Source organism: Inquilinus sp. Marseille-Q2685, assembly GCF_916619195.1.
Taxonomy (GTDB): Bacteria; Pseudomonadota; Alphaproteobacteria; order DSM-16000; family Inquilinaceae; genus Inquilinus.
The window spans coordinates 1,050,115-1,065,514 of record NZ_CAKAKL010000001.1; the positions used below are offsets into that span (position 1 = coordinate 1,050,115).

At 70.3% G+C, this 15,400-nt stretch carries 13 protein-coding genes and 1 riboswitch; of the genes, 6 read left to right on the plus strand and 7 right to left on the minus strand.

Annotated elements, in window-relative coordinates:
* Positions 1-20 precede the first annotated feature (20 nt).
* From parE to LG391_RS04900, 3 genes are all read left to right on the plus strand, one after another.
* Positions 21-2,003, plus strand: coding sequence for a DNA topoisomerase IV subunit B (gene parE / locus LG391_RS04890; RefSeq protein WP_225766860.1), 1,983 nt, complete (start codon positions 21-23; stop codon positions 2,001-2,003).
* A 289-nt stretch (positions 2,004-2,292) separates the two neighbouring features.
* Complete coding sequence (locus LG391_RS04895; protein ID WP_225766861.1) at positions 2,293-2,814, plus strand: hypothetical protein; 522 nt, start codon at positions 2,293-2,295, stop codon at positions 2,812-2,814.
* A 59-nt stretch (positions 2,815-2,873) separates the two neighbouring features.
* Positions 2,874-3,419, plus strand: a complete 546-nt coding sequence (locus LG391_RS04900; protein ID WP_225766862.1) for a hypothetical protein — start codon at positions 2,874-2,876, stop codon at positions 3,417-3,419.
* On the opposite strand, the gene LG391_RS04905 is transcribed toward LG391_RS04900, so the two are convergent.
* On the minus strand, positions 3,416-4,120 hold the full coding sequence (locus tag LG391_RS04905; protein ID WP_225766863.1) for an alpha/beta fold hydrolase: 705 nt from the start codon (positions 4,118-4,120) through the stop codon (positions 3,416-3,418). The genes LG391_RS04900 and LG391_RS04905 overlap by 4 nt on opposite strands.
* Positions 4,117-4,659: an isochorismatase family protein gene (locus tag LG391_RS04910; RefSeq protein WP_225766864.1), complete on the minus strand. Its 543-nt coding sequence runs from the start codon at positions 4,657-4,659 to the stop codon at positions 4,117-4,119. The genes LG391_RS04905 and LG391_RS04910 overlap by 4 nt, the downstream gene beginning before the upstream one ends.
* Before the next feature lie 169 nt (positions 4,660-4,828).
* Between LG391_RS04910 and LG391_RS04915 the strand changes: the two genes are divergently transcribed.
* Together LG391_RS04915 and LG391_RS04920 are read left to right on the plus strand one after the other, a co-directional pair.
* On the plus strand, positions 4,829-6,331 hold the full coding sequence (locus tag LG391_RS04915; protein WP_225766865.1) for a DEAD/DEAH box helicase: 1,503 nt from the start codon (positions 4,829-4,831) through the stop codon (positions 6,329-6,331).
* 142 nt (positions 6,332-6,473) lie between these two features.
* Positions 6,474-8,774 (plus strand): LPS-assembly protein LptD, encoded by a 2,301-nt coding sequence (locus LG391_RS04920; protein WP_225767639.1) that lies wholly within the window; start codon positions 6,474-6,476, stop codon positions 8,772-8,774.
* A 13-nt stretch (positions 8,775-8,787) separates the two neighbouring features.
* Here the strand turns inward: LG391_RS04920 and LG391_RS04925 are convergent, their stop codons facing one another.
* From LG391_RS04925 to LG391_RS04945, 5 genes are all read right to left on the minus strand, one after another.
* A complete protein-coding gene (locus LG391_RS04925; RefSeq protein ID WP_225766866.1) occupies positions 8,788-9,582 on the minus strand; it encodes an ABC transporter ATP-binding protein in 795 nt (264 codons plus the stop codon).
* Positions 9,582-10,595: a FecCD family ABC transporter permease gene (locus LG391_RS04930; RefSeq protein ID WP_374200733.1), complete on the minus strand. Its 1,014-nt coding sequence runs from the start codon at positions 10,593-10,595 to the stop codon at positions 9,582-9,584. Before LG391_RS04930 ends, LG391_RS04925 begins: the two co-directional genes overlap by 1 nt.
* Before the next feature lie 5 nt (positions 10,596-10,600).
* Entirely contained in the window at positions 10,601-11,434 is an 834-nt protein-coding gene (locus LG391_RS04935) for an ABC transporter substrate-binding protein (protein WP_225766868.1), read from the minus strand.
* A gap of 5 nt (positions 11,435-11,439) precedes the next feature.
* Entirely contained in the window at positions 11,440-13,335 is a 1,896-nt protein-coding gene (locus LG391_RS04940; RefSeq protein WP_225766869.1) for a TonB-dependent siderophore receptor, read from the minus strand.
* A 100-nt stretch (positions 13,336-13,435) separates the two neighbouring features.
* A riboswitch (cobalamin riboswitch) is annotated at positions 13,436-13,633 on the minus strand.
* Positions 13,628-14,644, minus strand: coding sequence for a LysR family transcriptional regulator (locus LG391_RS04945; protein WP_225766870.1), 1,017 nt, complete (start codon positions 14,642-14,644; stop codon positions 13,628-13,630). (Overlaps the previous riboswitch by 6 nt.)
* A gap of 122 nt (positions 14,645-14,766) precedes the next feature.
* Here LG391_RS04945 and LG391_RS04950 point away from each other — a divergent pair, with 122 nt between their 5' ends.
* Positions 14,767-15,390 (plus strand): FMN-dependent NADH-azoreductase, encoded by a 624-nt coding sequence (locus LG391_RS04950; protein WP_225766871.1) that lies wholly within the window; start codon positions 14,767-14,769, stop codon positions 15,388-15,390.
* Positions 15,391-15,400: the final 10 nt, after the last annotated feature.

Here is a 15,400-nt window from a genome sequence, read left to right on the forward strand (position 1 = left end):
GAAGACCCCGAATCCGGATCATGGCAGATCTGTTCGAGCCCGGCACCAACTCCAACGGCCGCTACACCGCCAGCGACATCGAGGTCCTGGAAGGTCTGGAGCCGGTGCGCCGCCGGCCCGGCATGTATATCGGCGGCACCGACGACCGTGCCCTGCACCATCTGGTGGCGGAGGTGCTGGACAACTCCATGGACGAGGCGGTGGCCGGCCATGCCAACACGATCGACCTGTCGCTCGACGCCGACGGCTTCGTCACCATCCGCGACAACGGCCGCGGCATCCCGGTCGACGAGCACCCGAAATATCCCGGCAAGTCGGCGCTGGAGGTGATCCTCACCACGCTGCATTCCGGCGGCAAGTTCTCGAACAAGATCTACGCCACCTCGGGCGGCCTGCACGGCGTCGGCCTGTCGGTGGTCAACGCCCTGTCGGACGAGCTGCGGATCGAGGTCGCGCGCGACCGCCAGCTGTACCTGCAGCGCTATTCCCGCGGCCTGCCGCAGGGCTCGCTGGAACGCGGCGGCGCGGTGCAGAACCGGCGCGGCACCACCATCAGCTTTCACCCGGACCCGGAGATCTTCGGCGCCGACGCCCGGCTGCAGCCCGGCCGGCTGTACCGGCTGGCCCGGTCCAAGGCCTATCTGTTCCGCGGTGTCGAGATCCGCTGGCGCTGCGACCCGGCGCTGGTGGCGGGCGACGACCGCACCCCGGCCGAGGCGGTGCTGCATTTCCCGGGCGGCCTGTCCGACTACCTCAAGGCGGCGCTGAACGACCGGCCGATGCGAACCCCGACCGCCTTCGCCGGCACCGCCACCTTCCCGGACGGCGGCGGCCAGCTGGAATGGGCGGTGGCCTGGCCCGAGGACGACGACGAAGGCTTCGTCCACACCTATTGCAACACCATCCCGACGCCGCAGGGCGGCACCCATGAGCAGGGCCTGCGCAGCGGCCTGCTGCGCAGCCTGCGCGGCTTCGCCGAGCTGGCCAACCACAAGCGCGCCGGCCAGATCATCGCCGACGACGTCATGTCCGGCGTCGCGGTGCTGCTGTCGATCTTCATCCCGAACCCGCAGTTCCAGAGCCAGACCAAGGACCGGCTGGCCTCGCCCGAGGCTGCCAAGCTGGTCGAGGGCGCGATCAAGGACCACTTCGACCATTGGCTGTCGGCCGACCCGAAATCGGCCGAGGGGCTGCTGGAGTTCCTGACCGAGCGGGCCGAGGAGCGGCTGCGCCGCAAGCAGGCCAAGGAGAACGGCCGCAAGACCCCGACCGCCCGTGTCCGCCTGCCCGGCAAGCTGGCCGATTGCAGCCGCACCGCGCCGGAGGGCACTGAGATCTTCCTGGTCGAGGGCGACAGCGCCGGCGGCTCGGCCAAGGCGGCGCGCAGCCGCGAGACCCAGGCGATCCTGCCGCTGCGCGGCAAGATCCTGAACGTGGCCAGCGCTTCGGCCGACAAGCTGGCCGGCAACCAGGAAATCGCCGACTTGACCCTGGCGCTGGGCTGCGGCACCCGCAGCCAGTATTCCAGCGACAAGCTGCGCTACGAGCGGGTCATCATCATGACCGACGCCGATGTCGACGGCGCCCATATCGCGTCGCTGCTGATGACCTTCTTCTACAAGGAGATGCGCGGCCTGATCGCCGACGGCCACCTGTTCCTGGCGCAGCCGCCGCTGTACCGGGTGCAGGCCGGCACCACCACCGTCTACTGCCGGGACGACGCGCACAAGGACGAGGTTTTGGCCACCCAGTTCGCCGGCAAGAAGGTCGAGATCAGCCGCTTCAAGGGCCTCGGCGAGATGATGCCGGCGCAGCTGCGCGACACCACCATGGACCCGGCCAAGCGGTCGCTGCTGCGGGTCGAGCTGGCGGACGATCCGGACGACGAGATCGACGGCCGCCGCACCGCCGACCTGGTCGAACAGCTGATGGGCCGCAAGCCGGAGCTGCGGCTGCGCTTCATCCAGCAGAACGCGGACAAGGCGACCGAGCTCGACATCTGAGGCGACGACGCCCGAGCGGGCTGTCCTGCAAGAGAATTGTCATTGCGAGGAGGCGAAGCCGACGAAGCAATCCAGGGGCCACGCCAAGCGGCCCCGGATTGCTTCGCCGCGCTCGCAATGACGATCCTTTCATCGGCATGAAGTTCAAGGTCGTCCAGGACATCCGGCCGCAGGCTGTGACCCGGGGCACAAGCGGGACCGAACGGTCAGCGTAGAACGGCGGAGCCTGCCGATTGGCGACTCTCCGCTTCACGCCATATCATCGAGACCGGCCGCATCGAGAACGGACATGACCCAGCATCGCCTCCCGCCTCTCGTCGCCTTCGCCCTGACCGTCCCGATCCTGGCCGGCTGTGCCGGCGACCGGGTGGTGGTCGACGACATCGGCATCCGCTATTCCCGGGCCGAGTTCTCGGCGGCGGCCGACGGCCGCGACCTGCGCACCGTGGTCCAGGGCAATCCCTTCGGCACGCCGGGCTTCGACCAGGCGGTGACCCGGATCATGAACCGCACCTATGTCGGACCGCGCACCAACTTCACCACCAACCCCGGCCCGACGGCCAAGCGCGACTATTTCGTCTCGCTGGTGTTCAACCCGTCCCCGGACGTCACACCCTTCGCGCTGTGCAACAGCGCTCCGATCCCGACCGCAGCGCCGAATCCGGGCCGGATCACCGCCCGCGCCGCCTTCTGCATCACCGGCGGCGAGGCCACGGCCGTCACCGGCTATGTCAACAACGTCACGGGACCGGACGACCCGAATTTCGTCAGCATGATCCAGCACATGATGCTGGCGATGTTCCCGTACTGATCGCGACGCGGCGCCGGCCGGGCCGGCGCCCTCCGCGCAAGCCTGAAGGGGAGAACGCCATGGTCCTGCTCCGATGCGCTCTCGCCGCCGTCGCGGTGCTGGCGCTGGCCGCCTGTTCCGGGCCGCGGATCGTGCGCAGCGATCTCGGCATGATGTATTCGACCGGCGAGCTGTTCGCCGCCGCCGACGGCCGCGACCTGCGCACCGTGGTCCAGGGCAACCCCTTCGGCGCGCCGGGCTTCGACCAGTGGGTGACGGAGATCATGACCGGCACCTATGTCGGGCCCAGGACCCGCTTCACCACCACGCCCGGGCCGACGGAGAACCGCAACTACTTCGTCTCCGTGGTGTTCAACGCCCAGCCCGAGGTCAACCCGTTCGATCTGTGCGACCGCAAGACCTGGACCACGGCGCCGGCCAAGCGGCCGATCGTGGTGCGCGCTGCCTTCTGCATCCTGGGGCGCGAGCAGTCGGCTGTGGCGGGCTATCTCGACCAGGCGACCGGGCCGGACGACCCGCAATTCGTCTCCCTGATCCGCCACCTCACGATCCAGCTCTTCCCCTACGTCTCGCCCCTGCCCTTCGGCCGGCCGGACTTCCCCTAGGCCGGCAAACGCCCAAGCCACGCGGCCAGTGCGGCGTTGACCGCCTCCGGCTGCTCCATGGTCGAGAGGTGGCCGCTGTCCTCGACCACGACGAGATCCGCGCCGGGGATCAGCCCGGCCATCTCCTCTGACACCGGCAGCGGCGTCAGCTCGTCCTGCCGGCCGCACACCACCACGGCCGGGCAGCCGATCCGCGACAGGTCGGGCCGGCTGTCCGGCCGCCCCAGGATCGCGGTCTGCTGCCGCAGGAAGGCGTCGCGGCCGATCCGCGCGGCCATCGCCATCACCCGCCCGGTCAGCACCGGGTCCTCGAGCCGCGAAGGATGCAGCAGCAGCGGCAGCAGCCGCGGCGTCACCCCTTTGAACTTGCCGGTCCGGGCCAGCGCGATCAGGGCGCGCCGGCGGCGGCTCTGCTCCTCCGTATCCGGCCGGGCCGAGGTGTCGATCAGCGCCAGCCCGGCCACGCGTTCCTGCGCCCGGCGCATGATCTCGAGCGCGACATAGCCGCCCATCGACAGCCCGGCCAGGGCGAAGCGCCGCGGCGCTGCGGCCAGGGCGGCCTCGGCCAGCCCGGCCACGGAGTCGGACCCAGCCAGGCTGGCCACCGCCACCGGCCGCTCGGCCGAGAAGGCGTTGAGCTGCGCCGTCCACAGATCGGCGTCGCACAGGAGGCCGGGCAGGAACAGGATCGGCAGGGTCATCGCAGAAAGGCGCTGACTTTGCGGAAATCGTCGGTCGCGGCCTCGCCCAGCCATTCGAAGCAGACCATCTCGGCGGTCACGATCTCGATGCCGCCCTGCACCAGCCGAAGCTCCGCCACCGCCGTGCTGCGCGGCGCCCGCGCCGTGGTGGCATCGATCGCCACCACCGGCCGGAAGCCGGCATCATGCAGGTCGAAGGCGGTCTGCAATACGCAGACATGGCTCTCCAGGCCGCACAGCACGATCGTGCGGCGGCCGATGCCCTCGAGATGGTCCAGCAGCGCCGGCTCCCCGACGGCGGAGAACCGGACCTTCGGCACCACCGGCGCATCCGGCGCCAGCGCCGTGAGATCCGGCAGCGTCGGGCCCAGCCCCTTCGGGTACTGCTCGGCGAACAGCACCGGCACGTCCAGCGCCACCGCGCTGCGGATCAGCGTCTCGATGCCCTTCCGCGCCGCGGCGAAATCGTGCATCGCCGGCACCAGCTTCTCCTGCACGTCGACCACCAGAAGGACGCCGTCGTTCCGATCGAGCAGCATTCGTCACCTCGTTCCCATTCGTCGCTGCGGCCCTGCGAGTCGCGCCCGGCTAGGGTGAGCCATGCCCAGGAGTCTCGATAGTTTCAATTGACTTGACGCTGGTTTTTCCCATTTAAAGGGCCTGCGGCGGGCCGCTCGGCGCGCCCCCATTAGGTAAGATTCCTGTACGATGCTCTTTTCGGATCTTGGGCTGAAGCCCGAAATCCTGCGCGCCGTGGACGATGTCGGCTACACCACGCCGCCCCCGATCCAGGCCCAGGCCATACCCTATGTGTTGATGGGCCGCGACGTCCTCGGCATTGCGCAGACCGGACCCGGCAAGACCGCCGGCTTCCCCCTGCCGATGATCGAGATCCTCGCGTCCGGCAGGGCCCGGGCGCGCATGCCCCGCTCGCTGATCCTGGAGCCGACGCGCGAGCTGGCCGCCCAGGTGGCCGAGAATTTCGAGCTGTACGGCAAGTACGAGAAGCTGTCCTACGCTCTCCTGATCGGCGGCGAGAGCTTCGAGGACCAGATCAAGAAGCTGGACCGCGGCGTCGACGTGCTGATCGCCACGCCCGGCCGGATGCTCGACCTGTTCGAGCGCGGCAAGGTCCTGCTGGCCGACGTCAAGATCCTGGTGATCGACGAGGCCGACCGCATGCTCGACATGGGCTTCATCCCGGATATCGAGCGCATTGTCGGCCTGCTGCCGCCGCTGCGGCAGACCTTGTTCTTCAGCGCCACCATGCCGCCGGAGATCCGGCGCCTGTCGGACGCCTTCCTCAGCAATCCGAAGCAGATCTCGGTGGCCCCGCCGGCCACCACCGCCGACACGGTCGAGCAGAGCGTCGTGATCGTCGAGGCTGAGGACAAGCGCAAGGCGCTGCGCCACCTGCTGCGGCAGGAGGACGTCAAGAGCGCCTTCGTCTTCTGCAACCGCAAGCGCGACGTCTCGGTGGTGTTCAAGTCGCTGCAGAAGCACGGCTTCAACGTCGGCCAGCTGCACGGCGACATGGTCCAGTCGATGCGCAACGAGACGCTAGACCGGTTCCGCCGCGGCGAGATCGCCACGCTCGTCTGCTCCGACGTCGCGGCGCGCGGCATCGACGTCAGCGACATCGGCCACGTCTTCAACTTCGACGTGCCGATCCATGCCGACGACTACGTCCATCGCGTCGGCCGCACCGGCCGCGCCGGCAAGACCGGCAAGGCCTATTCGATCGCCACGCCCGAGGAGGGCCGCTTCGTCAAGGCGATCGAGACCCTGATCAAGAAGCAGATCCCGCTGCTGGTGCTGCCGGAGATCGGGGTCGAGGGCTTCCTGTCCGAGGACGAGATCAAGCAGCGCGGCAAGGCCCGCCGGCGCGGCGAGCGCCCGGAGGCCGCCAAGCGCGGCGAGCGTTCGGAGCCGGCCCGGCGCCGCGACCGCGACTCGGCGCCGGAGTCGCGCCGCGAGGAGCGCGCCGAGGCGGCGCCGCGTCCGGTCGAGGACCGGCCGCGTTCCGACGAAACGCGGCGCGGCGGCGATCGGCCGCGGCGTGAGGATCGCGAGCGCGACCGGCGGCGGCACCGCGAAGATCATGACGACGTGCCGGTGCTTGGCCTCGGCGATCATGTCCCGGCCTTCCTGCTTCGGCCCGTTCCGCAACGGAAACGCAGCGCGGCGGAGGTCACCGAAACCGCCGCCTGAATTACCGCACCGCCGTAACCGGCGTTGACTTCGCCCCTTCGCTTTCGGCACAAGGGGCGACGGCTCGCGTCGGAGCGTGGAAGCGGCAGTGAAGCGAATCAATCGGTTATCGACCTTTCTCGGCGCCGTTTCCGTGACAGCCATGCTCACGGCGATCGGCGCCTCGGCCCAGGAACAGGCCCCCCAGCAGACGCCGCCCGCCGCACCGGCCGCGCAGCAGCAGCCCGCCGGGCAGCAGCAGCCGCCGGTGATCAGCGCCGACGAGCTGATCTACGACCAGACGCTCGGTCTCGTCACCGCCCGCGGCAAGGTCGAGATTCACCAGAATCACCAGATCGTTCGGGCCGACCAGGTCACCTACAACCAGAAGACCCAGGTCGTCGCCGCCAGCGGCCACGTCACCATGGTGCAGCCGGGCGGCGAGGTGATGTTCGGCGACTATGCCGAGCTGACCGATGACCTGAAGGACGGCTTCATCCAGCAGGTGTCGCTGATCCTGTCGGACAATTCGCGCATGGTCGGCAACAGCGCGGTGCGCGAGCGCGGCGAGGTCACCACCATCGACCGCGCCGTCTACTCGCCCTGCGAGCTGTGCAAGGACGATCCGACCCAGCCACCGCTGTGGCAGATCCGGGCCGTACGGGTGACCAACGACGCGGTGTCGAAGGACATCATCTATCACGACGCCTTCATCGACCTGTTCGGCGTGCCGCTGTTCTACACGCCCTACTTCTCGATGCCCGACCCCTCGGTCGACCGGCGCCAGGGCTTCCTGTTCCCGACCTTCGGCGCCACCTCCGATGTCGGGCCGTTCTTCGGGCTGCAATACTACTTCGACATCTCGCCGGACCAGGACGCCACGCTCGGCGCCCTGCTCACGCGTGATGCCGGCCCGATGTTCAGCGGCCAGTACCGCAAGCGCTTCGACAAGGGGCTCGTGACCCTCGAAGGCAGCATCAACCAGAGCGGCTACAGCAAGATCCTGAACGACAATTCGGGACCCAACGGCACCAATCTCGACTTCCGCTCGCAGCAGGTGCGCTGGCACTTCTTCGGGTCGGCCCGCTACGACTTCGACCAGAACTGGCGGTTCGGGGCCGACATCCAGCGCACCTCGGACCGGACCTATCTCGACAACTTCAACATCTCCGGCGCCGACGTGCTGCAGAGCCGGGCCTATGCCGAGGGCTTCTACGGCCTGAGCTACATCTCGATCGAGGCGCTGGACTGGCAGGACCTGCGCACCCCGGGCACCGGGATCGGCAACAAGGGCTTCTCGCCCACCGTCCTGCCCTGGGCCCAGGCCAACTACGTCAGCGAGCCCAACACCATTCTCGGCGGCCAGTGGTTCGCCAATGCCAGCGCCATCAGCCTGCTGCGCGACTTCGACGCGGTGACCAGCGATCCGGGCCGCGGCATCGACACCCGCCGCTTGTCCGCCCAGGTGGGCTGGCAGCGCGAGTTCTACACCGACAGCGGCATCGTGCTGAACGCGCGCACCTATCTGCGCGGCGACCTGTACCAGTCGGACGGCATGCCGGACGGCATCAACGTGGTGAACGGCGGGCCCGACGAGGTCCTGACCAAGGACGGCGTCGGCGCCGCCCGCCTGTTCCCGACGGCCACCCTGACCGCGCGCTATCCGTTCGTCGGCCAGATCGGGACTTACCAGCAGCTGCTGGAGCCGATCGTCAGCTTCAGCGCCGCGCCGAAGATCAGCAACGGCAACAAGATCCCGAACAACGACAGCGCCGACATCGAGTTCGACGAGATCAACCTGTTCAGCGAGAACCGCTTCCCTGGCCTCGACCGGGTCGAGGGCGGCCAGCACGTCTCCTACGGCTTCCGCTACGGCCTCTATGCTCCGGACGGCGCTTCGGCGACCTTCTTCCTGGGCCAGAGCTACCGCTTCGAGGAGGATGACGACTTCCCGGAGAGCTCCGGCCTGCGCGACAAGGTGTCGGACTATGTCGGCCGCGTCACCCTGCATCCGGGGCCGTATCTGAACCTCGACTGGCGGTTCCGGCTGGACAAGGACAATTTCTACAGCCGCCGGCAATACATCCAGGCCAGCACCACCCCCGCGGATTGGCTGAACCTGAACGTCAACTACAGCCTGCTCGACGACAAGGGGCCGGACGACGACGGCAACATCTTCAACCAGCAGCAGCTCGGCGCCGGCGGCACCGCCAAGATCTCGGACTATTGGTCGGTGTCGACCGGGATGACCTACGACATCGAGGCCATGCGCCCGTTCACCTACAGCCTCGGGGCGCAGTACCAGGACGAGTGCTTCACCTTCGGCGTCACGGCGCAGCGCCGGTTCACCACCGCCGAGGATCAGAAGGAGGGTTATTCCTTCTTCCTGACGCTGAGCCTGAAGAATCTGGGCGAGGTGCCGCTGAAGCTCAGCGGCGAGCAGAGCCGCACTCCGGGCACCTGAGCGGCCGCCGGTCTCATGAACCGTCCCGCCCCGGCGCCGCGATGCGGGACCAGGGCAGGACATAGTCGACCCCGTCGCGTGCGCCGCGCTGCACCTCCACCGCATAGGCGCGGCGGAGATGGTCGTCGGTCAGCACCTCGACCGGCGGGCCGTCGGCCAGAACCCGGCCCTCCTGCAGCAGCCCCAGCCGGTCGCAGAATCGGCCGGCCAGCGCTAGGTCGTGCAGCACCACCAGCACGCCGGCGCCGCCCCGGGCGCGGGCCTGCAGCAGCTCCATGATCTGCAGCTGGTGGAACGGATCCAGCGCCGCCACCGGCTCGTCCGCGAACAGCAGCGGCGCCTCGACCGCCAGCGCCCGGGCGAACAGCACCCGCATGCGCTCGCCGGCCGACAACATGGCGACCGTGCGAAGCCGCAGATGCGCCGCGTCCGCCGCGTCCAGCGCCCGCGCCACCGCCGCGTGGTCCGCCGCCGACATCCCGCCCGGGAACCGGCGGTGCGGCAGCCGCCCCAGCGCCACCAAGTGGTCGGCCCGCAGCGGCCATTGCACCTCGTCGCCCTGCATCAGCACCGCCAGGCCCCGCGCCAGCCGATCGCGGCCGAGCTGGCGCGCCGACAGGCCGTCGTAGCGGACCGTGCCCGCATCCGGCGCCTGCAACGAGGCCAGCACGCGCAGCAGCGTGGTCTTGCCGGCCCCGTTCGGGCCGATCAGTCCGACCAGCTCGCCCGGCGCCAGCGCCAGGTCGATCCCGGCGAGGACCGGCCGGCCGCCGAGGGCGAGGTGAAGGCCCGTCGCGTCGATCCGCATCAGGCGCTCCGCCGCAGCCGCCAGATCAGGCCGAACAGGAAGGGTGCGCCGATCACCGCAGTGACCACGCCCAGCTTCAGCTCCGGCTGCACCCGCACCAGCCGGAGGCCGACATCGGCCAGCAGCAGCAGCACGGCGCCGCCCAGCCCACTGACGAACAGCAGCCGCCCCGGCCGGTGCCCGACCAGCGGGCGCAGCAGATGCGGCACCACGAGGCCGACGAAGGCGATCGCCCCGGTCACCGCCACGGCGCTGCCGACCGCGAGCGCCGTGCCGGCGATCAGCTGCAGCCGCAGCCGGCCGAGGTCAAAGCCGAGGCTAGCCGCCGTGTCCTCGCCTAGGGTCAGCGCGTCCAGCGCCCGCGCCCCGGCCAGGATCAGGGCCCAGCCGACGGCCATCGGCGGCAGCACCAGCCAGACATGGTCCAGGCTGCGGTCGGCCAGCGATCCCATCAGCCAGAACACGATCTCCAGCGCGGCATAAGGGTTCGGCGACAGGTTGAGGGCCAGGGCGGTCAGGGCGCCGGCGGCGCTGCTGATGGCAACGCCGGCCAGGATCACCGTCGTGGTGCCGGCGCCGCGACGGGCCAGGGCCAGCAGCAGCAGCGTGGCCGCCACCGCCCCGGCGATGCCGCCCAGCGGCAGGGCCAGGGCGAAGCTGCCGGCGAGCCCGGTGTAGAACACCAGCACCGCGCCGAGCGCCGCCGACGCCGAGACGCCGATCACCCCGGGCTCGGCCAGCGGGTTGCGCAGCAGCCCCTGCATCGCGGCGCCGCCGATGCCGAGGCTGACCCCGACCAGCAGGCCGAGCAGCGCCCGCGGCAGCCGCAGCTCGAACAGCACCAGCGCCGGCAGGCTCTGCCGCCCGGCCAGCACGTCGCCGATCGCGACCGGCAGGTCGAGCGGCGCGTAGCCGGTGGCGACCGACCCGGCGAAGCAGGCCAGCACCGCCAGCACCAGGCCGGCGGCCAGACCCCCGTAGGATGGCGCTATGGCGCGGCGGCCTGCGGTCACAGCGGTCACCTCCCCTCTCCCGTCGCCTCGCGGGCGGCGTCGGCGATCAGGGCGGCGGCCTCGGCCACCTCCGGCCCGCCGCAGGTCCACAGCCGCGACGGCACCCGGACCACGCGCAGCCCCGGCAGCGCCGCCAGGATCGGATGGTCCAGCATCGCCTCGCCCAGGGATGGCGCCCCGTTCTCCGGCTGGTTCAGGATCAGGAGCCGCACCCCGGCCAGGGCCACGGTCTCCAGCGGGATCTCGCCGTAAGCCTCCAGCCCCCGTTCGGCGGCGAGGTTGCGGACACCGGCCCGGCGCAGGATCTCGTCGACCAGCGAGCTGCGGCCGGCGGTGAAGCCGTTCGGGCGCAGCACCACTGCCAGGGGCGGCGATGCCGGGCTTCGAACGGCCGCCAGCCGGCCGTCCATCGCCGCGATCATCTGCTCGCCGCGCTCCGCCTGGCCCAGCGCCGCCGCCATCTGGCGGATCTGGGCCCGGATCCCGTCCAGGCTTTCCGGCACGCCCAGCTCCAGCAGCGGCATTCCCAGGCGGCGCAGCAGCGCCACCGTGCCGCGGGGCGTGAAGGCCCCGACCACGACCAGGTCCGGATCCAACGCCGCGACCTCCTCCGCCAGGCCGCGATTGACCGGCACCGAGGCCGCCTCGGCCGCGACCACCGAGTTCTCCGGGTCGCGCGCCAGCCAGGTCACCGATTGCACGTCGGCGCGGTCGGCCAGGCGCAGCACCAGCGCGTCGGCGCAGAGATTGAGGGAGACGACCCGATGCGGCCGGGCCATGGCGGGCATCGCCGCGAGACCGAGGACCAGGAGCAGCGGGATCACGGCAGGGCGGCGCATCGCGATCAGAAGCTGACCTTCATGCCGAGATAGCCGGCCCGCCGCAGCGAGCCGTAGGACCAGACCTCCTCATAATCCTCGTCCAGCAGGTTGTCGATCCGGCCATAGACCTGCACCCTGTCGGTCACCTGGTAGGACGCCGCCAGGTTCACCAGCGTATATCCGTCCAGCGTCACCGGCGACGAATTGTAAGCCTCGTCGAAGGCCAGGTCCTTCTGCGGACCGTTATAGTCCACGCCGAGATTGACGGTCGCCGCGCCGTCCAGGAAGCGGTAGCTGACGTCGAGGCTGGCGATGTTGCGCGGCCGGCGCACCAGCTCCGCCCCCGTCGCATCCTCCGCGTCGGTATAGGTGTAGGCGGCGCGGATGGTCAGGTCGTCGACCGGCGTCACCGACAGGCCCAGCTCCACCCCGCGCGCCGTCGCCGTGCCCGGCAGGTTGGCCGAACCCTGCCCGCTGCCGACGATCAGGTCGCCGATCCGCTGCTCGAAATACGTGGCGTCCAGCACCACACGGTCGCCCCAGATCTCCTGGTCGAAGCCGGCATCCCAGCCCTCCGCATGCTCCGGCTTCAGGTCGGGGTTGCCGCGATAGGTGTTGGTGAAGCCGTACAGCTCGAACAAGGTCGGGTTCTTCACCCCGGTGCCGTAGGAGGCGCGCAGCTTGGTGCCCGTGGCGTCGACCTTGTAGGCCGCGGTCAGGCGCCAGGTGGTGGTGTCGCGGAACAGGTCGTTCAGGTCGCGGCGCACGCTGCCGGTCAGGAACAGGCTGTCGAACAGCCCCAGCTGATATTGCCCGACCAGGCCGGTCGTGCCGATGCGGCGGCTGAAATCGGCGAAGCCGCTATCGCTGTCCGCCTGCTGCTCCTCATGGTCGACGGCGAAGGTCAGGCGGTGCTCGGCCGGCAGCAGCGCCTCGCTGTCCAGCGTCAGATTGGTCTGGTAGTCGACCCGCGTGGTCTTGCCGCGATAGCTGGCGGTGATGGCGTCGTCGCTGTCGTGATAGTCGCGGCTGTCGTCGAGATAGGACAGGCCGACGATGTGCTCCCACCGCCCGTCCAGCAGCTTCAGCCTGCCCTGGATGCGGCCCAGGAAGGTCGAGCCGTCGACATCGTCCTTGCTGTCGATCGCGCCGACGCCGCCCAGGAAGCCATCGAGGTCGGTGTTGAAGCGCGTGGTGCGGCCGACCACGTCGATGTCGACCAACTCGCCCGGATGCAGCCCGATCTTCGCATAGACCGTGCCGTTGCGGGTGCCGTCGGCCTCGCTGCCCCGGCGCGCGGCCGAGGCGCCGTCCGTGCGCAGCCCGGCGGTGCCGATCAGGTAGTCGATGTCGTCGTTGCCGCCGCTGACCGAGGCGTGGCCGCGCAGCGTGCCATAGCCGCCGCCTTCGACCGAGGCGGTCCCGGCGGCCGGCCCCTCGCCGCGCCGGGTGACGATGTTGACCACGCCGCCGATCGCGTCCGATCCGTACAGCGCGCTCTGCGGCCCGCGCAGCACCTCGATCCGCTCGATGTCGTCGGCCATCAGATGGGCGAAGTCGAACTCCGACTCCGATGACGGGTCGTTGACCTCGACCCCGTCGATCAGCACCAGCGTCTGGTTGCTCTCGGAGCCGCGGATGCGGATCTGCGTCGTCTGACCGGCCGGCCCGGTGCGGCTGACGGCGACGCCTGGCACCTGGCGCAGCGCGTCGGAGAGCTGGCGGATCTGCCGGTCCTCCAGCTCCTGCCGCGTGATCATGGTGACGGCGCTGCCGACCTCCGCCGACGGCGTCGGCATGCGGTTGGCGGTCACCACGATCGGCTCGAGCGTCAGGGCCGAAGGGGTGTCCTGGGCCTCTGCGGGCACGACAGCGCCTGTCGCGAGCAGGACCAGGATGCAGCGGGACGGAACGGGCATGGAGACCTCGGGGGACACGCCTGTGGCACGTCACCGCGAACGCTGTCTCCCCGGCCTCGCCGGTTCGGCAACCACCAGGGCACCCCGCCCGGCGTGCTCGCGCGTGACCACGACCGACGGCAGGTCTCCTGGCTTGCGGGTCACGGCCTCTCCGCCGCCTTCCCGGGCCCCGAGGGGCCCAGTGGCCTGATGGCGGAGCGCTCGCCGCTCACAGTTGCGGGGGCAGCCGCAGCATTGGGCCGAGGCCCGCACTGCGTTCCCATTTGATCCCGAAGGAACCGTCGCGGCGAAGCTAGTGGGCCGCCGGCCGCGCCGTCAACAGCGCATCGAGGCCGAGCGCGGCGGCATTGGCGCCGGAATCCCGATAGGGCGGCAGCCGGTCCTCCTCGCGCAGCTCGCTGTCGCAGATCGCCACCATCCGCGGCACCCAGCGGACGACGTGGTCGACCAGGGCGCGCACCGCCGGCACCAAGCCGCGGCGCGAGGCGAACACCGCCTGCACCTCGCCCTCCGGCATACGCCAGTCCAGCAGCACATGCTCCAGCAGCCCGGCCTGCACCGCCGGCCGGCAGATATAGTCCGGCAGCAGCGCGGCGCCGAGCCCGTCGATCGCGGCCTGGCGCAGGGTGAACATGTCGTCGCTGGCCAGCCGCGGCACATGCGGCACCGACTGGGTGGCCCCGGCGGCGTCGGCCAGGGTCCAGACATGGCGGCCGTCGGCGCGATGCAGGTCGAGCGTGCCGAGGCGGATCAGGTCGACCGGCTCCACCGGCCGGCCGACGCGGTCCAGCAGGTCCGGCGCGGCCACCACCACGGCCCGGCTGTGGGCCAGCACCCGCACCACCACGTCCGAGGGCTCGGTCGGCGGCCGGCGCACGCGGAAGGCGAGGTCGACCCGCTCCTCGATCACGTCGACGCGGCGGCCGGTCAGCTCCATCGAGATCCGCACCGCCGGATGGTCGGCCAGGAAGCTGTTGATCAGCGGCGCGATCATGGTCTGCGCCAGGATGTGCGGGCAGGTGACGCGCACCAGGCCGCTCGGCTCCGACCGCGCCTGGGCCACCGCCTGCTCCGCCGCCTCGGCCTCGGCCAGCAGCGCCTCGCAATGGCGCAGGAAGGTCTCGCCGACATCGGTCAGCGACAGCCGGCGGGTGGAGCGCTGCAGCAGCCGCACGCCCAGCTCCTCCTCCAGCGCCGCGATCCGGCGGCTCAGCCGCGACTTGGGCAGGCCCAGCGCCCGGCCGGCGGCGGTGAAGCCGCCCAGCTGCGCCACCTTGGCGAAAAGGCGGAGGTCGTTGAGGTCGAGCATGGCTTTCATCCGAACTGGATTGTCCCATTCATAGAACGATCCATCGCGAAATTCCAGACTACAGACGGATTACCCTCGTCCGTAAATGCAATTCCGATGTTATTTGCAACATGGAGGGGTCCATGAAGATCCTGCAGATCGATTCCAGCGTGCTCGGCGACGCCTCGGTGTCGCGCCAGCTGACCAAGGCAACCGTCGACGCCTGGAAGGCCCGCTACCCGCAGGCCGAGCTGGTGTACCGCGATCTCGCCGCCGCCCCGCCGGAGCACCTGTCGGCCGAACGCGCCGCGGTGGTCAAGTTCGGCAAGGATGCCGACCTGACGCCGGCGCAGGCCGAGGAGCGCACCTTGATCGATGCGATCGTCGGGGAGTTCCTGTCGGCCGACGTCGTGGTGATCGGCGCGCCGATGTATAACTTCACCGTGCCGACCCAGCTGAAGGCCTGGATCGACCGCCTGGCCCAGGCCGGCCGCACCTTCCGCTACACCGAGACCGGCCCGGTCGGCCTGGCTGGCGGCCGCAAGGTGATCGTGGTCTCGTCGCGCGGCGGCATCTACACCGCGGGCCTCGAGGCGCTGGATCACCAGGAGGCCTATCTACGCGCCATTCTGGGCTTCATCGGCGTCACCGACATCGACTTCGTCCGCGCCGAGGGCCTGGGCTACGGCCCGGAGCATCGCGACCGCGCGGTGGCCGAGGCACACCAGCAGGCCAAGGCCTCGCCGGATCTGGCCGCGGCCGCCTGAGAAGCCTGCT

Bases quoted from the DNA above. Each gene is read 5' to 3' on its own strand.
- parE (WP_225766860.1), top strand. From the start codon at position 21: ATGGCAGATCTGTTCGAGCCCGGCACCAACTCCAACGGCCGCTACACC.
- LG391_RS04895 (WP_225766861.1), top strand. From the start codon at position 2,293: ATGACCCAGCATCGCCTCCCGCCTCTCGTCGCCTTCGCCCTGACCGTC.
- LG391_RS04945 (WP_225766870.1), bottom strand. From the start codon at position 14,644: ATGCTCGACCTCAACGACCTCCGCCTTTTCGCCAAGGTGGCGCAGCTG.
- LG391_RS04940 (WP_225766869.1), bottom strand. From the start codon at position 13,335: ATGCCCGTTCCGTCCCGCTGCATCCTGGTCCTGCTCGCGACAGGCGCT.
- LG391_RS04935 (WP_225766868.1), bottom strand. From the start codon at position 11,434: ATGCGCCGCCCTGCCGTGATCCCGCTGCTCCTGGTCCTCGGTCTCGCG.
- LG391_RS04920 (WP_225767639.1), top strand. From the start codon at position 6,474: ATGCTCACGGCGATCGGCGCCTCGGCCCAGGAACAGGCCCCCCAGCAG.
- LG391_RS04905 (WP_225766863.1), bottom strand. From the start codon at position 4,120: ATGACCCTGCCGATCCTGTTCCTGCCCGGCCTCCTGTGCGACGCCGAT.
- LG391_RS04910 (WP_225766864.1), bottom strand. From the start codon at position 4,659: ATGCTGCTCGATCGGAACGACGGCGTCCTTCTGGTGGTCGACGTGCAG.
- LG391_RS04950 (WP_225766871.1), top strand. From the start codon at position 14,767: ATGAAGATCCTGCAGATCGATTCCAGCGTGCTCGGCGACGCCTCGGTG.
- LG391_RS04915 (WP_225766865.1), top strand. From the start codon at position 4,829: ATGCTCTTTTCGGATCTTGGGCTGAAGCCCGAAATCCTGCGCGCCGTG.
- LG391_RS04900 (WP_225766862.1), top strand. From the start codon at position 2,874: ATGGTCCTGCTCCGATGCGCTCTCGCCGCCGTCGCGGTGCTGGCGCTG.
- LG391_RS04925 (WP_225766866.1), bottom strand. From the start codon at position 9,582: ATGCGGATCGACGCGACGGGCCTTCACCTCGCCCTCGGCGGCCGGCCG.